The organism is Mesorhizobium sp. ISC15, assembly GCF_037162615.1.
In the GTDB taxonomy this organism is placed as follows: domain Bacteria; phylum Pseudomonadota; class Alphaproteobacteria; order Rhizobiales; family Rhizobiaceae; genus Mesorhizobium; species Mesorhizobium mediterraneum.
Window position 1 is genome coordinate 1,204,271 of the sequence record NZ_JAVSPX010000001.1, and the last position, 16,705, is coordinate 1,220,975.

The 16,705-nt window shown below is 63.3% G+C and carries 16 protein-coding genes and 1 pseudogene; 10 read left to right on the plus strand and 7 right to left on the minus strand.

Annotated features, from left to right (window positions below; translation table 11 throughout):
* The first annotated feature begins 4 nt into the window (after nucleotides 1-4).
* The 4 genes from RPG13_RS06005 (at nucleotide 5) to RPG13_RS06020 (ending at nucleotide 5,108) form a co-directional block, all read left to right on the plus strand.
* On the plus strand, nucleotides 5-1,309 hold the full coding sequence (locus tag RPG13_RS06005) for a M24 family metallopeptidase (RefSeq protein ID WP_337124581.1): 1,305 nt from the start codon (nucleotides 5-7) through the stop codon (nucleotides 1,307-1,309).
* Nucleotides 1,310-1,326: 17 nt separating this feature from the next.
* Nucleotides 1,327-2,007, plus strand: a complete 681-nt coding sequence (locus RPG13_RS06010) for an isochorismatase family protein (protein ID WP_337124582.1) — start codon at nucleotides 1,327-1,329, stop codon at nucleotides 2,005-2,007.
* 27 nt (nucleotides 2,008-2,034) lie between these two features.
* Nucleotides 2,035-3,027 (plus strand): alpha/beta hydrolase, encoded by a 993-nt coding sequence (locus tag RPG13_RS06015; protein WP_337124583.1) that lies wholly within the window; start codon nucleotides 2,035-2,037, stop codon nucleotides 3,025-3,027.
* Between the two features lie 437 nt (nucleotides 3,028-3,464).
* Nucleotides 3,465-5,108, plus strand: coding sequence for an ABC transporter substrate-binding protein (locus tag RPG13_RS06020; protein WP_337124584.1), 1,644 nt, complete (start codon nucleotides 3,465-3,467; stop codon nucleotides 5,106-5,108).
* A 44-nt stretch (nucleotides 5,109-5,152) separates the two neighbouring features.
* Here RPG13_RS06020 and RPG13_RS06025 read toward each other — a convergent pair.
* The 3 genes and pseudogenes from RPG13_RS06025 to RPG13_RS06035 form a co-directional block, all read right to left on the minus strand.
* Nucleotides 5,153-5,666, minus strand: a pseudogene (locus RPG13_RS06025) (pyridoxal phosphate-dependent decarboxylase family protein); the annotation flags it as partial.
* A gap of 106 nt (nucleotides 5,667-5,772) precedes the next feature.
* Entirely contained in the window at nucleotides 5,773-7,041 is a 1,269-nt protein-coding gene (locus RPG13_RS06030) for an aminotransferase class I/II-fold pyridoxal phosphate-dependent enzyme (RefSeq protein ID WP_095484754.1), read from the minus strand.
* Between the two features lie 20 nt (nucleotides 7,042-7,061).
* Complete coding sequence (locus RPG13_RS06035; RefSeq protein WP_095484753.1) at nucleotides 7,062-8,150, minus strand: PLP-dependent cysteine synthase family protein; 1,089 nt, start codon at nucleotides 8,148-8,150, stop codon at nucleotides 7,062-7,064.
* Here RPG13_RS06035 and RPG13_RS06040 point away from each other — a divergent pair.
* From RPG13_RS06040 to RPG13_RS06060, 5 genes are all read left to right on the plus strand, one after another.
* Nucleotides 8,149-8,343 (plus strand): hypothetical protein, encoded by a 195-nt coding sequence (locus tag RPG13_RS06040; protein ID WP_127205478.1) that lies wholly within the window; start codon nucleotides 8,149-8,151, stop codon nucleotides 8,341-8,343. The two genes, RPG13_RS06035 and RPG13_RS06040, sit on opposite strands and share 2 nt — an antisense overlap.
* Nucleotides 8,344-8,466: 123 nt before the next feature.
* A complete protein-coding gene (locus RPG13_RS06045; RefSeq protein ID WP_337126986.1) occupies nucleotides 8,467-10,431 on the plus strand; it encodes a BTAD domain-containing putative transcriptional regulator in 1,965 nt (654 codons plus the stop codon).
* Nucleotides 10,432-10,715: 284 nt separating this feature from the next.
* Complete coding sequence (locus RPG13_RS06050) at nucleotides 10,716-11,465, plus strand: GntR family transcriptional regulator (protein WP_095484752.1); 750 nt, start codon at nucleotides 10,716-10,718, stop codon at nucleotides 11,463-11,465.
* Nucleotides 11,466-11,662: 197 nt separating this feature from the next.
* The gene (locus RPG13_RS06055) at nucleotides 11,663-12,898 is read left to right on the plus strand and encodes a D-amino acid dehydrogenase (RefSeq protein ID WP_095484751.1); all 1,236 of its coding nucleotides are present in this window, start codon (nucleotides 11,663-11,665) and stop codon (nucleotides 12,896-12,898) included.
* 22 nt (nucleotides 12,899-12,920) lie between these two features.
* Nucleotides 12,921-13,760, plus strand: coding sequence for a maleate cis-trans isomerase family protein (locus RPG13_RS06060; RefSeq protein WP_245461500.1), 840 nt, complete (start codon nucleotides 12,921-12,923; stop codon nucleotides 13,758-13,760).
* Between the two features lie 350 nt (nucleotides 13,761-14,110).
* Here the strand turns inward: RPG13_RS06060 and RPG13_RS06065 are convergent, their stop codons facing one another.
* Nucleotides 14,111-14,350: a hypothetical protein gene (locus RPG13_RS06065; RefSeq protein ID WP_095485099.1), complete on the minus strand. Its 240-nt coding sequence runs from the start codon at nucleotides 14,348-14,350 to the stop codon at nucleotides 14,111-14,113.
* Between RPG13_RS06065 and RPG13_RS06070 the strand changes: the two genes are divergently transcribed.
* Complete coding sequence (locus RPG13_RS06070; RefSeq protein WP_164759207.1) at nucleotides 14,238-14,612, plus strand: hypothetical protein; 375 nt, start codon at nucleotides 14,238-14,240, stop codon at nucleotides 14,610-14,612. The genes RPG13_RS06065 and RPG13_RS06070 overlap by 113 nt on opposite strands.
* Here RPG13_RS06070 and RPG13_RS06075 read toward each other — a convergent pair.
* From RPG13_RS06075 to RPG13_RS06085, 3 genes are all read right to left on the minus strand, one after another.
* Nucleotides 14,590-14,808: a hypothetical protein gene (locus RPG13_RS06075; RefSeq protein WP_337124585.1), complete on the minus strand. Its 219-nt coding sequence runs from the start codon at nucleotides 14,806-14,808 to the stop codon at nucleotides 14,590-14,592. The two genes, RPG13_RS06070 and RPG13_RS06075, sit on opposite strands and share 23 nt — an antisense overlap.
* A gap of 145 nt (nucleotides 14,809-14,953) precedes the next feature.
* Nucleotides 14,954-15,646, minus strand: coding sequence for a L,D-transpeptidase (locus RPG13_RS06080; protein ID WP_095484749.1), 693 nt, complete (start codon nucleotides 15,644-15,646; stop codon nucleotides 14,954-14,956).
* The gene (locus RPG13_RS06085) at nucleotides 15,643-16,608 is read right to left on the minus strand and encodes an ABC transporter substrate-binding protein (RefSeq protein ID WP_095484748.1); all 966 of its coding nucleotides are present in this window, start codon (nucleotides 16,606-16,608) and stop codon (nucleotides 15,643-15,645) included. The genes RPG13_RS06080 and RPG13_RS06085 overlap by 4 nt, the downstream gene beginning before the upstream one ends.
* Between the last annotated feature and the right edge of the window lie 97 nt (nucleotides 16,609-16,705).

Consider the following 16,705-nt stretch of genomic DNA (forward strand, 5'->3'; position numbering starts at 1 on the left):
CCCCATGAGCATTGTCGTTTTTGATCCCGACAGCACCGAGGACGTCGATTTCAAGGACCGCATGCGCCACCCGGCGGCGGCCGATCCGGCCGGCGGCATGTGGCTGTCCGATACCGAGCCGTCCTTCATCGACGCCGACGCGCTGCGCAAGGGGCGGCTGGCCAAGCTGCGCGCCTGGATGCGCGAGGCCGGCTATGGCGGCGTGGTGCTGTTCGATCCCTACAACCAGCGCTATGCCACCGGCTCGCGCAACATGTTCGGCTATTTCCTGCGCAACTCGACGCGCTATTTCTTCATCCCGACCGAAGGGCCGATCGTGCTGTTCGAATATCCGCAGAGCTACCATGTCTCGATGGTGCTCGACACGATCGACGAGGCGCGTCCTTCCAAGCTGGTGTGGTCCTCGGTGTCGGGCCGCGACGACGAAACAGCGGGTCCCTTCGCCGACGAGATCGCCGAGCTGCTCAAGGCGCATGGCGGCGGCTCGATGAAGCTCGGCCTCGACCGTTGCGGCCATCTGCAGGCGCTGGCGTTGGAAAAGCGCGGCTGCGAGGTCAGGGATTGCCAAGGCGAGATCTTGGCGGTGCGGGCGGTGAAGACGCCGGAGGAAGTAAAATGCCTGCAGGTGTCGATGGCCGGCGCCGAGGCCGCCGTCTATGCGGTGCGCGAGGCGATCAAGCCCGGTGTTTCCGAAAACGACCTGTTCGCCATCATGTATCACGAGGTGATCCGCCAGGGCGGCGAGTTCATCGAAACCCGGCTCTTGACCTCCGGCCAGCGCACCAACCCATGGTTCAACGAAGCGAGCGGCCGCAAGATCAGGCCGGGCGAACTTTTGGCGCTGGATACCGATACGATCGGCTGCTACGGCTATTATTCGGACTTCTCGCGCACCTTCCGCTGCGGGCCGGGCAAGCCGACGGATTATCAGAAATCGCTCTACTGCATGGCCCACGACCAGGTTCAGCACAACATCTCGATCGTGAAACCCGGCATGGCGTTTCGCGAGATTGCTGAAAAGGCCTGGAAGATCCCGGACCGCTTCGTCGACCAGCGCTATACCTCTGTCATGCACGGCGTCGGCATGCATGGCGAGACGCCGTTCATCGCGCACGCCATGGACTACGAGACCTATGGCCGCGACGGTTTTGTCGTGCCCGGCATGGTGGTCAGCGTCGAGAGCTATATCGGCGAGAAAGGCGGACGCGAGGGTGTCAAGCTCGAGGACGAGATACTGATCACTGAGACCGGCACCGAGCTTCTGTCGCGCTTTCCCTATGAGGACGATTTTCTTGACAAGCAGGTTTGAATGAAGGGCAGGTTTGAATGAAGAGCCCTGTCTCGATCGAGCGCGGCACGGCGGCCGCGGTCTTTGTCGACCTCCAGGAGGAGCATCGGCAGGACAGGCGCTATTTGGTCGAGGGTTTTGCCGGCATTCTCGCCAATGTCCAGCGTCTGCAGGCGGCGGCGCGGGCCAACGATGTGCTGCTCTACCATTCGGCCTATATCGTCGATCTCACCAGGGAGGCGCGGCGGTTCCATCCGGTCGATGCCAATGGCAGGTCGGCTTTCTCCGACAAGGACGATCCGCTGACCGCGATCTGTCCGGAAGTGGCGCCGGTCGCCGGCGAGATGATGCTGGTCAAGACTGAGGCCAGCGCCTTCGGTGCAGGGCCTGCAGCGGGCCGGCTCAAGGCCGAAGGCATCGAGTGGCTGGTCGTTGCCGGCGTGTGGACCGAGGCCTGCATCGACGCCACCGTCAGGGATGCGGTGTCATCAGGCTTTCGGGTGCTGCTGGTCAAGGATGCCTGCGGCAGCGGCAGCACGGCGATGCACCAGACTGCCATCATCAACCTTGCCAACCGGCTCTATGGCGGCGCCGTCACCACCACCGACGGCGCCTGCCGCCTGATCGCAGGCGAGACCGTCGATGCATGGCAGGTCGTGGGTTCCGTGCCTTTGCGCTTCACCTACGAAAACGCGGCCCGGCTCTACGACGAGCTCTGACGCTTCCAGCGGATTTGGTGGGATCGGATGGCAATGGTCAGCGACGCCGAAAAGCCCGAGACAGCAAAACGGGGAAAATACGCGACGCTGCTCGACCCGGCGCTGTGGGCCTATATCGACCGGGTCAACGCATGGTATCCGCCCGAAATGGATCTGCCGGTCGACAAGCAGCGGGCGGTCTATGACGCGATGTGCCGGGCGTTTCACACGGGCACTCCCGCAGGCGTCGAAGCCAGCGACAGCGCGGTTGCCGCCGGCGACCATGCGATCCCGATCCGGCGCTACCAACTGGCGGGCAAGGCACCGCAAGCGATGGTCGTTTATTATCACGGCGGCGGCTTTGTGCTTGGCGGGCTCGACAGCCATGACGACATCTGCGCCGAGATCTGCGCCGGCACCGGCTTTACGGTGCTGTCCGCCGACTACCGGCTGGCGCCCGAACATCTGCATCCGGCCGCCTTCGACGATGCGCTGACGGTGTTCGAATGGGCGGCTGACACAGAGGGCCTGCCGATCGTGCTGTGCGGCGAAAGCGCCGGCGGCAATCTTGCCGCCGCAGTCGCGCATGCGGCGCGCCGCCATCCTCGCCACGCGATCGGCCAGGTGCTGATCTATCCGGAGCTGGGCGGTCCGGAGCTAGGTGGCAAAGAGAGCGCCGGCTCCTATGTCGAGCACGCCGAAGCGCCGCTGCTGACGCTGAGCGACATCGAATTTTACAGGCAGGTCCGCTCCGGCAAGGCACGGTCACCAGACGACCCGACCTTCTCGCCGCTGCGCGACAGCGACTTCTCCGGCCTGCCGCCGACGGTCGTCGTCACCGCGCAATGCGACCCGCTGTCATCGGACGGCGAAGCCTATCGCGACCGCATCCTCGCCGCCGGCGGCCGCGCCTGGTGGTACGAAGAGCCGCGCCTCGTGCATAGCTTTCTACGCGCCCGCAAGACCGTGCCGCGGGCCGGCGAAGCTTTCACCCGCATCGTCGCCGCCATCGCCACGCTCGGCAAGGGTGGCTGGTTGTAGTGAGGCTGTTCCGCTGCATCTCGCGTCGGTCGCCGGCGGGAATCACCGGCCACTCGGAACCAGGTTAACTCGAAGGCTGCGATCTTTCGCGCCCCCCTCTGTCCTGCCGGCCATCTCCCCCACTTGGGGGGAGATTGGCAGCTTCGGCGCTGCGCTCCTGCTGCGATGTTGGAAATTGGCGAAAGCCGGGACGACAGCCGATCCCCCCAAGTGGGGGAGATGTCCGGCAGGACAGAGGGGGGCGCTGTCCCGCCGGCGTCTCGAAAAGTTCCGCACTGCAGCAGCGCAAGCTTCTGCGGAACAGCGCACAACAACTGCGGAAACCCGAACACTTCGCCCGTAAAACCCGCACTATCATCGCCCATGGCCAAAGGCGCCCGGCGATCGCATCCGCCCCCGCGACGCGGTCGGCCGGGCGCCGACAGGGAGGAACGACGATGAAGTTCATGCTGACCGACAGAGCGTTGCATCCGCAGGCCGAGCCCGTCGCCGACGGCTTCAAGAAAGGCGGCATGAACCGGCGCGAATATCTCGCCACCATGGCAGCACTTGGGGTCAGCGCCGCTGGCGCGCTGGCGCTGGGCGGCCTTGCGCCCTCCCCGGCCAGGGCGGCCGAGGAGCCGAGGCGCGGCGGCGTCTTGCGCGTCGCCATGAACGTCAAGGGCTGGAAGGATCCGCGCACTTTCGACGGCGTCGAAATGTCCAATGTCGCCCGTCAGTGCAACGAATATCTGGTGCGCTGGAACCGCGATTTCACCTTCGAGCCGTGGCTGCTCGAGAGCTGGGAGACCAGCGACGACGCCCGCGTGCTCACGCTGCACGTCCGCAAGGGCATCACCTGGTCGAATGGCGATACCTTCAACGCCGACGACGTCGTCCACAATCTGACGCGCTGGTGCGATGCCGGCGTCGCCGGCAATTCGGTCGCCGAGCGCATGGGCGCGCTGGTCGACGCCGCTACCAAGAAACCTGTCGACGGCGGCATCGAGCGTGTCGACGACTTTACCGTTCGGCTCAACTTGCCGAAGCCCGACATATCGCTGATTGCCGGCATGACCGATTATCCGGCGCTGATCATGCATCGCAGCTACGATGGCGACGGCGATCCGCTGAAGGCGCTGGCGATCACCACCGGACCTTGCGAACTGGTGGCATGGAACGCCGAGGTTGGCGCCGAGGTCCGCCGTAAGGACAAGCCGTGGTGGAAGGGCGACTTCTATCTCGACGGCATCCAATGGGTCGACTACGGCTCCGATCCCAATGCCATGTTTTCGGCTTTTGAATCGGGCGAGATCGACACCAACCACGAAACCGCCGCCGATACGGTTTCGCAAACGGACGCCATGGATCTAAGCAATTCCGAGCTTGCCACCGGCTCGACCATCGTCGCGCGCTTCAACGTCGGCAATCCGCCCTATGACGACATCAGGGTGCGGCGCGCCGCCCAGCTCGCCGTCGACAACGGCACGATCCTGAAGATCGGCATGGACGACCGCGGCAAGCCGGCCGAGAACCACCATGTCGGCCCGATGCACGCCGAATATGCCGATATCGGCCCGGCCGTGCGGAATGTCGACGAAGCCAAGGCGCTGCTTGCCGAGGCCGGCAAGTCCGACCACGAATACGACTTGATATCCGTCGATGTCGACTGGCAGAAGAACACCGGCGATGCCATCGCCGCGCAGATGCGCGACGCCGGACTGAAGGTCAAACGCACCGTGCTGCCGGCGGCGACGTTCTGGAACGACTGGAGCAAATATCCTTTCTCCTGCACCGAGTGGCTCGGCCGGCCGCTGGGCGTCCAGGTGCTGGCTCTGGCCTACAGATCGGGCGCTGCCTGGAACGAGAGCGCCTACGCCAATCCGGAGTTCGACGCCTTGCTCGACAAGGCGCTGGCCACACCCGACGCCGGCGCCCGCAAGGAGATCATGGCCAAGATCGAACAGAATTTGCGCGACTCCGGCATCATCACTCAGCCCTATTGGCGCTCGGTGTACCGGACTTATCGCAAGGGCGTGCATGGCTGTGAGCAGCACCAGTCGCTCGAGCAGCATTTCGAGAAGGTTTGGCTGGACGCGTGATCGCGGGTCTTCCCTTCTCCCACAAGGGGAGAAGGGAGAGCCACGCCGGACCTTGATATCTCACGTCCGAGGCGCACTGTCTCCCGCACCAGCAGGTCTAGATCCTCGCGCCGGGTTACGGTGATTGTTGATCGCCACCCTGAGGCAATGCTGGCCATGCACCGTCGTGTCCGAAAGGGCGGCGATGCCTTCTTCCTGCAGCCTCAGCATGATCTCGGTGTTGAGCGCCTTCTGTCGCTCGCCCGACGTCTCGTCGCCGCGGTAGCGAAAACAGACGATGTTGATGCTCGGTGGCGCGACGAGTTCCAGCAGCGGCTCGGCCTCGATCAGCGTGCTGAGATAATGTCCCTGCGCGATGTTTTGGTCGATCAGGCGGCCGAACTTCTCGATGCCGTGCTCCTTCAGCGCCATCCATACCTTCAGCGCCTGGAAACCGCGTGACGTCTGCAGGCCGTAATCATGCAGCCAGTGTCCGGAGGCGAGGCCGCGCGGCGTCGATTCCAGATATTCCGGCGTGACCGCGAAGGTTTTGCGATGCGCTGAAGCATCCCTGACTAGGATCAGGACCTATTAATTTGGCATTCAGCAGTCGATTGCAACGGCCGCCAGCCATCGCTCAAGCGATGGACCAGAAGCCCTTGTGTGAGCTCCTGCTCGCCAGGAGTTAGGCGGCGACTTCCCGGATCGCTCGCGCAAAGACGGGCAAAGAGCGCTCCACCATGCCGTCGTTTGCAGTCAAACTGATCCGCAGACGTCCAGGCAATTGGGCGACGCTGCCGGGCAGCACCCAGACACCGTCAGTTGCGAGGCGTGCCGCGAAGGCCACGTCGTCCGGTATTGGGGAGCGTGGAATGAGATAGAAGGTACCTTCAGGCACCGGCAGGTCGTATCCCGCTGCCCTCAAGCCTTCGACCATGCGATCGCGGCGCCGCGCGAGGGCTGCGACATCTATGCTGAGCTTCTCGAGATCAGGCAGTGCCCGCTGCAGGGTACGGCCGGCAAAAGCCCAACCGTGCGAAACCTGCGCTATGTCGACAGCCTCGCGCAATAGTATGCGATCGGCCTCGGGCATGTCCGCCCCGAGTGCGAGCCAGCCCAGGCGCTCGCCGGGCGCGAGCAAGGTCTTGCCGAAGGAATAGGCGATCAGCGTGTGCGGGTAGCTCTCGGCCGGACTGATATGCGCATGGCCGTCAAACACCAGTCGCGCATAGGGCTCGTCGGCAAGGAGATAGATCACCTTGCCAAATCTTTCGGACGCGGCCGCGAGCTTGTCGGCGAGCGCGTCGAGTTGAGCGCGGGGAAAGATGCGGCCGGTCGGGTTGTGCGGCGTGTTGACCACCACCACGCGGGTGCGCGGGGTGATCGCTGCCTCAATCTTTTCGAGATCGAGGTCATAGGTTCCCGGTGCTAGATCGACGGCGACGGGTGTCCCTGCCGCGCCGCGAATCTGGGCACCATAGGCGAACCAGCCGGGACGCGGATAGATGACCTCCTCTCCCACCTCGAGCACGGCGAGCAGCGCAGCCGCTATCGCGCCGAACCCTCCCGCGGTGATCGCAATGTCGTCTGGCTTGTAGTTCCGGCTTCGCGCCTGGCTGAGCGAGCGGGCCACCGTTTCGCGCGCCAGCGCATCGTACTTTTTATAACCGAACCAGTGAACATCCTGTGGCTCGACGTGGCGGATCAATGCATCGACAAATCCACGCAACGGCGTTTCCTGCGGATTGCCGAACATGAAATCGCAGGCATCAGGCCCCAGGCCGTCGCCCTCCAGGACGTTTCGCGCAAAATCCATGACCGTGCGCATTTCCTCGGTGACGGCGAGCATCCGGCTGGACACGGTGGCGATTGGCACGCACTTCCCCTGCTGCAGGCGGCGCATGTCGAGCGTTTCTTCGAAAGCCATGCCGGAGGATTTTGGCGTCGCGTCCATGGTGGTTTCTCCCTCTCCCGCTACTCGGCCGGGAACTGGCAGCCCGGCGTCGAGCGCGAAAGGGCCGTCTCCTCCGCGTCCATCTCGGCTTCGATGCCGTCGAACAGCGGCGTCGTCATGTAGCGTTCGCCGGTGTCGGGAAGCATGCACAGGATCACCGAGCCGGGTGCGGCTTTTTCCGCGATCTGGCGTGCCACGGCAAAAGTGGCTCCGCCGGAGATGCCGGTGAAAATCCCTTCCTTTTGCGCCAGCGCCTTGGCCCATTTGATGCCTTCGGGGCCGGGAACAGGCACGACCTCGTCATAGAGGCTGGCGTCGACCGCCTCCTGCAGCACGTTGGGAATGAAGTCGGGGGTCCAGCCCTGGATCGGGTGCGGCTCGAACGCCGGATGGCTGGCGGCGGGCCCACCGTCGGCGCCGCGCTCCTGTGCCTTGCCGCTGCCGATGAGCTGGGCGTTGGCGGGCTCGGCCAGCACGATCCGCGTCTCCGGGCGCTCGCGGCGCAGCACGCGCCCGACACCGACGACGGTGCCGCCGGTTCCGTAACCGGTGACGAAGCAGTCGAGCCGCGATCCGGCGAAATCGTTGATGATTTCGCGCGCCGTCGTCGCCTCGTGAATGGCGGCATTGGCCTTGGTCTCGAACTGGCGGGCAAGGAACCAGCCATTGGCCTCGGCCAGTTCCACCGCCTTGTTGTACATGCCAAAACCCTTCTGGGCGCGCGGCGTCAGCACCACCTTGGCGCCCAGCATGCGCATCAGCTTGCGGCGCTCGATGGAGAAACTGTCGGCCATCGTCACCACCAGCGGATAGCCCTTCTGGGCGCAGACCATGGCCAGCCCGATGCCGGTGTTGCCGCTGGTCGCCTCGACGACCGTCTGGCCCGGCTTCAGGGCGCCGCTGCGCTCGCCTTCTTCGATGATGTTGAGCGCCAGCCGGTCCTTCACCGACGCCGCCGGATTGAAGAATTCGGCCTTCACATAGATCGTCACACCATCGGGGCCGAGATTGTTGATCCTGATCACCGGCGTATCGCCGACCGTATCGAGAATGCTGTCGAACAGGCGGCCGCGGCCGGCCGTGGTCCTGATTTTTTGCTGATACAACATGGCTGTTCTCCTCTTTTTGTTATTGTCACGAGTTGTCGTCACGAGCCGGTTACAAACCGGCGGCGTGGGCGGCGAGGTTTCGAGACCTTGCCGCGGTACGGTGCCTGTGGCGGCAATGCTGCCCGGAAAGGCGGCAATGCCGGCGTCCGGCGCGGAAAATTCGTTGCCGGATGCACTCTATCGCTTTCAGTGATAAAGCAGAGGGCGATAGGCCAGCGTGGGAGCAAGCGTGGAAACGCACGTGGAATCCGCTCGATCGAGCCTGGGCGGCGCAACGGCCGGGCTGTCCGTGCGGCTGCTCGGGCCGCTGACGATCATGCGCGACGGTGCCGTCGTGCAACTGCCGGCATCGCGCAAGCTGCGCGCGCTCTTCGCCTATCTGGCGCTAGCGCCGCATGCCGTCGGACGCAGCCGTCTGTGCGAGCTCTTGTGGGACGTGCCGAACGATCCGAGGGGCGAGCTTCGCTGGTGCCTCAGCAAGCTCAGAAGCATTCTCGACGACCCCGCCAGGATCGAGACGTCTGGCGATACGGTCGCGCTTGATCTCAGCGGCAGTCTCGTCGACGCGATCGATATTGCCTCGGCCGCCGCTGATGGAATCGAGACGCTCGATCTGGAGCGGCTGCAGGTCTTGTCCGGCCTGTTCGTCGGCGATTTCCTCGACGGGCTGGAGATCGACCGCAGCCCGCATTTCGACAGCTGGCTGATCGCGCAACGCCGCCGGTTCAGATCATGCCATGCCGCCATCCTGGAACATCTCGTCAACAATCTCCCGGCAGATGCCGACGAAACCTCTCCGCATCTGGAAAAGTGGGTGGAACTTAATCCGTTCGACGGGCGCGCGCATGCGGCTCTTCTGGCAGGGCTTGCACGGCGCGGCCAGATCGGCGCGTGCGAGGAACATCTCGCTTCCGCGGAGCAGCTGTTTGCTTCGGAGGATCTGGATTTCAGTCCCGTTCGTGAGGCATGGCGGACGATCCGCAGCGAACGAACTGCCGCGACGCTCTGGGCGCGACCGGCACTTCTGCCCGCGGCCCCCCAGGCGTCGATTGTGCTTCCCCATCCCGATACTGCTGCATCGCAGAAGGCTTCGCTTGCCGTGATGCCTTTCATCGAGGAAGCCGGCATCGGCAGTGCTCGCGGTGGCCCCTCTCGCGGTGGATTAGCCGATGGCCTCACCCACGACATCATCACCCGTTTGGCCAAGCTCAGGGACTTCTTCGTCATCGCCCGCGGCTCGGTCTTTGCGCTGGCGGAAAAAAACATCGCGCCCGAAGACGCCGGCCGGCGGCTTAACGTCGACTATGTCGCCACCGGCACCGTGCGCAGCCAGGCAGGCCGCGTCGTGGTCTCAGTCGAACTTGTCGAGGTTCGCACGGTCAGGATCGTCTGGGCCGAGACGTTCGAGCGCAAGCCCGACGATATCTTTGCCGTCCTCGACGATATCGGCAACAGCATTGTCTCGTCGATCTCGGCCGAAATCGAGATGGTCGAGCGCAACCGCGCCTTGCTGAAAGCGCCCAACTCGCTGAATGCCTGGGAGGCTTACCATCGCGGCCTCTGGCACATGTATCGCTTCACCCGCACGGAAAACGAACAGGCCCGGCATTTCTTCGGCATGGCCCTGAAGCTCGATCCGACCTTCGCCCGTGCCTATGCCGGCCTGTCCTTCACCCATTGGCAAAACGCCTTTCAGCGCTGGGGAGACCGCGACAGGGAAAGCGCGCTGGCCTTCGAAACCGCCGGCCAAAGTCTTCTGGTCGATGACCACAATCCGGCCGCCCACTGGGCCATGGGCCGGGCTCTGTGGCTGCGCGGCGAGCAGGACGGATCCCTCATCGAGTTGGAGCGGGCCGTCGACCTCAGCCCGAACTTCGCGCTTGGCCACTACGCACTTTCGTTTGTACACTCGCAGTCGGGTGACCCAAAAGCGGCGATCGGTTCATCCGACCATTCGCGCCATCTGAGCCCGTTCGATCCGCTGCTGTTCGGCATGCTGGGGGCCAGGGCGATGGCGCATGTCCGGCTCGGCCAGTTCGACGAGGCTGCCGAATGGGCGCTGAAAGCCGCCGCCCGTCCCAATGCCCATGCCATCATCCTGGCGATCGCGGCCCACTGCCTCGCGCTGGCGGGACGGCTTGACGAAGCGCGAAACTTTTCCGCCGCGCTGCGCAAGACGCTGCCGAACTACTGCGCCGATGATTTTATCGGCACCTTCCGCTTCGAGCCGGGCGCCGAGGCCATGTTCCGGCAAGGGGCGAGAAGGATTGGGCTGGGCTGATCCATCCCAGGTCGGGATGGTGCTTGTGAAGCGAATGAGCCCGAGCCATGCCTCCGTCTGACACTACAACCGATCGTGGCCGCGATCCTCGCCCGGGCCCCTCTCGGTGCGGATAACTGAGTGCACTTTACGACTCAGCTATGTATCTTATCGGAGCTGACCTTCTCGGGAGGCTAATGCATGTCGCCAAAAAGGGGTAATGACATGCATACAAAAAAATAAAGCGCGTCGCATGGGCCTCTTCAGACGCGTGCTTCAGCTGCGTGCGGAGGCATGAGGACAGGATGACAACGAACCCCAGGAATGACGTCAATAACGGGGTAAAAGTCCAAACGCGCGCAAAGGAGCGAGAGCGCATCGTCCGCGCTGCGGACAGTGTCGATCGGGTCTACGCGGCGATCAAGGAATTCGCGATCGACTATCGTTTCCGGCCGGGAGAGAAGATCAACGAGGTCGAACTCGCGACTGAACTTGGCGTAAGTCGCACGCCGGTGCGCGCGGCTCTCAACAGATTGCAGCGCGACGGCTTCGTGGCGTCCGTTCCGAACAAGGGATTCTATGCCCGCGAACTCACGCCGGAAGCCGTGCGCGATCTCTACGAACTCCGCGCGGCGATCGAGCGGGCCGCATTCGTCCTGGCCTGTGAGCGGGCAACGGACACCGAGATCCAGGCGACGGTCGACGCATGGACCAAGCATAGCAGCCTGAAGGGTGAAGGGTCGTGGGCGAAGGTTGCCGTTGCCGATGAAAGTTTCCACATGGCCCTGACGCAATTGTCGAAGAATGCGCAGATGGTCAATGCGCTCGAGGGCCTATGTTCGCGGATTCGCTTTTTCCGGCGCATCGATCTGGAGTCCATGCCGCGCCGCAGCCACAGCTACCAGGAGCATGAGGCGATCATTGATGCCCTGCGCCGTCGCGATGCCGCGGGCGGGGCAGCCCTGGTCGAAAAGCACATCACGCTGAGTTCGGCGCATGCAATGGAGGTGGCCGCGCGTGGCTTAGCGCGGATCTTTTTCGGCACTACCGCGTAGGAGGACCATCGCGGAGAGCGGGGAAGAGGAACACAGCGAGGCGGAACGAGCGTGAGCGGCGGAACAGCCGATCTCCCCCGCATGGGGCCGCATGGGGGGAGATCGGCAGCTTCGTCGCCTCGCCCATCTCTTCAGGCCTCTTGTGAATTCCAACCAACCTTCTAAAGTGTACTCACTTTGTGATTTCCGGAGGCGTCATGCGCATAGTGGTGCTGGGTGGCGGCGTCGTTGGTGTCACGACAGCCTATCAACTGCAAAACGACGGTCACGACGTCGCGCTCATTGAACGCAATGCGCAGGTCGCCGCTGAAACGAGTTGGGGCAATGCCGGTATGATCGCGCCAGGCCATTCCTTTGTCTGGTCGTCCCCCAGGGCGCCGATAACCTTGCTGAAATCGCTGGTGCTCAAGGACCAGGCGCTGCGCTTCAAGTTCTCGGCGGATCCGCGGCTCTATACGTGGTCCTGGTTGTTTCTCATGGAATGCACGGCCGCCAAGGCGCGGCGCAACACGCTGCTCAAGCATCGCCTCGCCGCCTACTCGCAGGCAGTGCTGCGCGAGGTCGTTGCCGACGAGCAAATCGACTACGACCGTAACGATCGCGGCATCGTCTATTTCCACCGCAGCCAGCAAGCGCTCGACAATGGTGTCGAGCATATGAAGCTGCTGCAGTCGGACGGACAAGAGATCAAGGTGCTCGACCGAGACGCGGTCGTCGCGCTCGATCCGTCTCTGGCGTCCGCCAAGGACAAGATTGCCGGCGGCATCTATTGCCCGACCGACGAGACCGGCGACCCGGCAAAGTTCACCAGGGCCCTCGCCGCCAAGATTATCGCCCGCGGCGGCGCCATCCACACAGGCACGAAGATCACCGGTATCGAAACGACCGGCGACGCTGTCGCGCAGGTGCTCACCGACAAGGAGCCTTTCAAGGGTGATGCCTATGTGCTTGCGCTCGGGAGCCACAGTCCTGTTCTGGCAAGAAAGATCGGCATTCGACTGCCGATCTACCCGATCAAGGGCTATTCGCTGACGATCCCGATCGGCAATCGTCCGCTGCCGCCGACCATCGCCTCCGTCGACGAGCACAATCTGGTTGCCATCTCGCGCTTCGGCGACCGTATCCGCGTCACCGCAACGGCGGAGTTCGCCGGCTACGACACCAGCCATAAGCCCGCCGATTTCGCCTTCATGAAAGGGGTTGCCGAGGACCTCTACCCCGAGGGCGCCGACTACCATCGCGCGGAAATGTGGGCGGGTCTGAGGCCCATGACGCCGAACAATCTTCCCGCCTTCGGACGGCAACGCTTGCGCAACCTCTTCCTCAACACCGGGCATGGTCACATCGGCTGGACCATGTCGCACGGGTCGGCCCGGATCACCGCCGATCTGATCGCCGGCCGGACGCCGGCCATTCCAATGAATGGTCTTTGAACCGACTTTGAAAGGGAACGCCATGTCTTTCGACAACGCTATGTCTCTCAACAACGTCATGTCTGCCAACCTCGCCGCCACGCGCCTTGCGTCTTCCGGGCCGATTGATCTCGGCGTGCTGCCATCGGAACTCGACGGCGGTCTGGCGTCGCGCGCGGCGATCGGCCTTGTGGTGCTGGCAACGGATCAGACCCTGGAGCATGAATTCCGCGCGCTCGTGCGCCAGTCCGGTGTCGCCTTCTACGAATCCCGCGTGTTCAGCGACAACGACATAACGACCGAGACCTTGCGCGCCATCGGTCCCAGGATCGCGCCGGCCGTCGACCTCATCTTGCCGAGCATTCCCCTGGACGTCGTTGCCTTCGGCTGTACCTCGGCGACGATGACGCTCGGCGAAGAGGCGGTTTTCGCGGAGATCAGGAAGGCACGGCCAAATGTCGCCTGCACCACACCCGTCACCGCCGCGCTCGCGGCGTTCAAGGCTCTCGACGTCAAAGGCATCGGCCTGCTGACGCCCTACGCGCCGCAGATCAATGAAAACCTCGTTGCCTATTTCAGCGGGCGCGGCGTCGACATATCAGCCGTCGCGACCTTCGACCGGCGCGACGATCGCGACGCCGCCCGCATCTCGGCCACATCGATCGAAGCCGCGGCCGAGCGGATGGCTGCCACGCCGGGGGTGGATGCGGTCTTCATATCATGCACCAGCCTGCGCATCGCCGAAGCGGCCGCCGGGCTCGAGCAGCGCATCGGCGTGCCGGTCACGTCCAGCAACCACGCCATGGCCTGGCATTGTCTGCGGCTTGCCGGGATCAATGACGTCGTGCCCGCCGGAAGGCTTTTTGGATTGCCAAGCAACTGACTGGCGATCGCGGCGCACTGCCTTGCGCTGGCGGGACGGCTTGACGAGGCACGAAATTTTTCCGCTGTTCTTCGCAAGACGCTGCAGCCGTGTTCCGGCAAGGCGCCAAGCGCATCGGACTGGGCTGATCCACTCCTGCCCCGGCCTGTTTCAACCGGTCAAGGCCGCGATGCCTAGAGCGCTTCATCGTTTCACGGAAACGCCGAACCGCTCTATCTCTTTGTTTTTGCGCAATTCCGGACGGAAAACCGCTTCACACTTTTCCTGGAATTGCTCTAACCGGTCGACAGCCGAACAAAAGCCCGGCAATCGGCCAAGAAGATCGGCCAGCAAAGCCGCGTTCGTCGCAGCTATATGCCGAGCATCGTCTTGGCTTGGTTGAGCGCGGCCTCTGACCCTGCATGATCGCCGGCGGCGTGCAATGTCTCGCCTTGGGCGCGCAGTTCCTTGACTTTGGTCATATCGGCCTCGGAGAGGGTGGCGGTCGGCAACGCCGCGTCGATCGCGGCCATGATGGTCGGGCACGAATTTGCAAAGGCTGTCGCAGGAACGACCGCCAGGAAAACCGCAAGCGAAATTGATCGTAACATGGACGTTTCTCCCTCGCCGGAACACGCCACGTCGACGACCGGCATAGGAATGGTACAGCGGATGCCCGAACCTGCCAATCACGATGATGCCGCCGGGTTGAGGCAAGCTGCGGTCGGCCGGTTTTTTCTCGAGGTTTCTGAGCCTTTCATCACGGCTGATCGCCACCACCTCACGTCCGAAGTCGACGGCAGCTTCGCGGCAATCGTCAGATCGCCCAAAATTCCTCGACCAGAGCGGATCAGGCAGGCTGAACCGATTTGACATTGCCTTCGGTATCGACAAGGCAGCTTGTCTTCTTGCCGCCGGCATCGAGCTCGACCTGATAGGTTTGGGGATCGATCTTGCTCGACGAAACCGGAAGTATCTTCGTGCTGTCGACGCCGCTCGCCTTGGCGGCCGCGTCGGCGCAAAGAAGCTGAAGGTCCGCCGGGGCCGTCTCGACCTTGGTCCTGGACATCTGTTCCTGGGGAGGCGGCGGCGGGGCGCTGACACAAGCGCTCAGTGTTCCCACCAAAAATCCAATTGTTGTTGCCCGGATCGACGTTCTCACTGCATGTTTTGCCGACATTGCTTGGTCCCTCTCCGAATGCCGCTTCCCGGCCTTACACACCCTTGTAAAGTGCCGCCCCCTGCATGAGAACGATGACCTTGGCTCCAACCTTGACGCGCGATGCGAGATCGGTGATGTCGTCGTTCCTCATCCGGATGCACCCCGATGACACGTCGAGCCCGATCGTCCAGGGCTCCGGAGTGCCGTGTATCCGGTAGATCGTGTCCTGGTCGCGCTCATACAGATAGAGCGCCCTGGCGCCGAGCGGGTTGTCCGGTCCTCCCGGCATGCCTCCCGCATGTTTGACCGCATTCGGATCACGAGCGATCATTTCGGCCGGGGGTGTCCAGGTCGGCCATTCCGCCATGCGGCCGACGCGCACGATTCCGGCCCATCCAAATCCCTCCCGGCCGACGCCGATACCGTAGCGCATGGCCCGCTGACCCGGCTGCACAAGATAGAGAAAATGCTGGTTGCCATCGATGATGATCGTGCCGGGCACTTCCGCGGTGCGGAACTTGACCATCTGCGGCCGAAACGCCTCCGGCACTTCATTGTGCGCGGCATAGTATTTGCGTGCCTTGGTGCGGTCGTAGTCCACCCATTTGCGGGTTTTCGGATCGAAAACCTGTGTTCCCGCAGCCAGCGCCGCCACTGCGACAAGACCGAACGCTGCCGCGACAATTGCCGTCAGGGAGCGCCGCTGGAGAATGGCGCGTCCCGCGATCATCAGCTTGCCGTTCATGGATTTGCCCACCCGTTCACCCGAGCGCCCTGTGCAGCAACCCATTGTTTGGCGTACTCGTAAGGATCCTGACGCTCCACTTGGAGCGCATAACTCATCTTCGCGGCGTCTTCGGGCTTGAGCGCGACCCGTTCCAGGAACTCGACCACCTTCGGATATTTTTTGCGCAGTGAGGTGGCGTAAGCGATATGGAAATGTGCGGTATCCCATGACACTGGCGCGCTGGACTTCGAGACCCAGAGCGGGTCCTCGGAAGGCAGCACGATCTTCCACTTTGCCGGGTCAAAAGGCGGCTCGGTAAGCCGGACAATGTCGTGCAGCTCAAACACGTGATGCGGTGCATAGCAGGCAAACACCATCGGATGAGCCGTGGCGACCGCGGCATCGACAGCCGCCATTCCGACATCCTCCGGCGTCTCCAGCAATGTCATTGTCTTGGCATAGCCATAGCTGTTGGCGCGGACACGCTCGATAGCCGTCGAGGACCAACCCTCCGCGCCAATCCACAGTTCCCCATGTCCGTCCCGATCAGTGTCCAACGCGGCAGTTTTGCGCGGGTCGGTGAGGTCCGAAATGTCGCGAATGCCAAATTTGTCGGCGGTTTCGCGGGTTGCGCATATGCCTTGCCATGCCGGCACACCGATGGGACTGATGGCAACCGTGCCGGCATCGTCCACATACTTCTTCACCAGATTGTCGAGGTTGGGCAGCCACATTTCGGGATGAATATCCACCTCGCCCGAATCGAGGCCGGCAAAGGCAATAAGCGTCCCCATCTCGCGCACATCGGCATCGAGCCCGAAATTTTCCTTCAGGCTGACCTTGAGAATGTTTGCCGTCGCCTGGCCCGACGGCCAGTTCGGCATTGCAATGACGAGATCAGCCGCTTGGGCCGGGATCGCCAGCATCGTCAATGCCGCCAGCGACATTTTCCGCAGGCACTGCCGAAATCGGTCGTGCATTTCTTCCCCCTCGCTTCGGCGCTGAAATGAACCGGGACGGGAACAATCTGTCACGGCAAGCACCGGGTTGTGACAGCAGCCCCATCTGCCGACGGCA

Excerpts from the sequence above, each read along its gene's own strand:
- RPG13_RS06060 (WP_245461500.1), top strand. The coding sequence starts at position 12,921 with ATGTCTTTCGACAACGCTATGTCTCTCAACAACGTCATGTCTGCCAAC.
- RPG13_RS06085 (WP_095484748.1), bottom strand. The coding sequence starts at position 16,608 with ATGCACGACCGATTTCGGCAGTGCCTGCGGAAAATGTCGCTGGCGGCA.
- RPG13_RS06080 (WP_095484749.1), bottom strand. The coding sequence starts at position 15,646 with ATGAACGGCAAGCTGATGATCGCGGGACGCGCCATTCTCCAGCGGCGC.
- RPG13_RS06015 (WP_337124583.1), top strand. The coding sequence starts at position 2,035 with ATGGCAATGGTCAGCGACGCCGAAAAGCCCGAGACAGCAAAACGGGGA.
- RPG13_RS06050 (WP_095484752.1), top strand. The coding sequence starts at position 10,716 with ATGACAACGAACCCCAGGAATGACGTCAATAACGGGGTAAAAGTCCAA.
- RPG13_RS06005 (WP_337124581.1), top strand. The coding sequence starts at position 5 with ATGAGCATTGTCGTTTTTGATCCCGACAGCACCGAGGACGTCGATTTC.
- RPG13_RS06020 (WP_337124584.1), top strand. The coding sequence starts at position 3,465 with ATGAAGTTCATGCTGACCGACAGAGCGTTGCATCCGCAGGCCGAGCCC.
- RPG13_RS06075 (WP_337124585.1), bottom strand. The coding sequence starts at position 14,808 with ATGTCCAGGACCAAGGTCGAGACGGCCCCGGCGGACCTTCAGCTTCTT.
- RPG13_RS06010 (WP_337124582.1), top strand. The coding sequence starts at position 1,327 with ATGAAGAGCCCTGTCTCGATCGAGCGCGGCACGGCGGCCGCGGTCTTT.
- RPG13_RS06030 (WP_095484754.1), bottom strand. The coding sequence starts at position 7,041 with ATGGACGCGACGCCAAAATCCTCCGGCATGGCTTTCGAAGAAACGCTC.
- RPG13_RS06035 (WP_095484753.1), bottom strand. The coding sequence starts at position 8,150 with ATGTTGTATCAGCAAAAAATCAGGACCACGGCCGGCCGCGGCCGCCTG.
- RPG13_RS06045 (WP_337126986.1), top strand. The coding sequence starts at position 8,467 with ATGCGCGACGGTGCCGTCGTGCAACTGCCGGCATCGCGCAAGCTGCGC.
- RPG13_RS06065 (WP_095485099.1), bottom strand. The coding sequence starts at position 14,350 with ATGTTACGATCAATTTCGCTTGCGGTTTTCCTGGCGGTCGTTCCTGCG.
- RPG13_RS06055 (WP_095484751.1), top strand. The coding sequence starts at position 11,663 with ATGCGCATAGTGGTGCTGGGTGGCGGCGTCGTTGGTGTCACGACAGCC.
- RPG13_RS06040 (WP_127205478.1), top strand. The coding sequence starts at position 8,149 with ATGGCTGTTCTCCTCTTTTTGTTATTGTCACGAGTTGTCGTCACGAGC.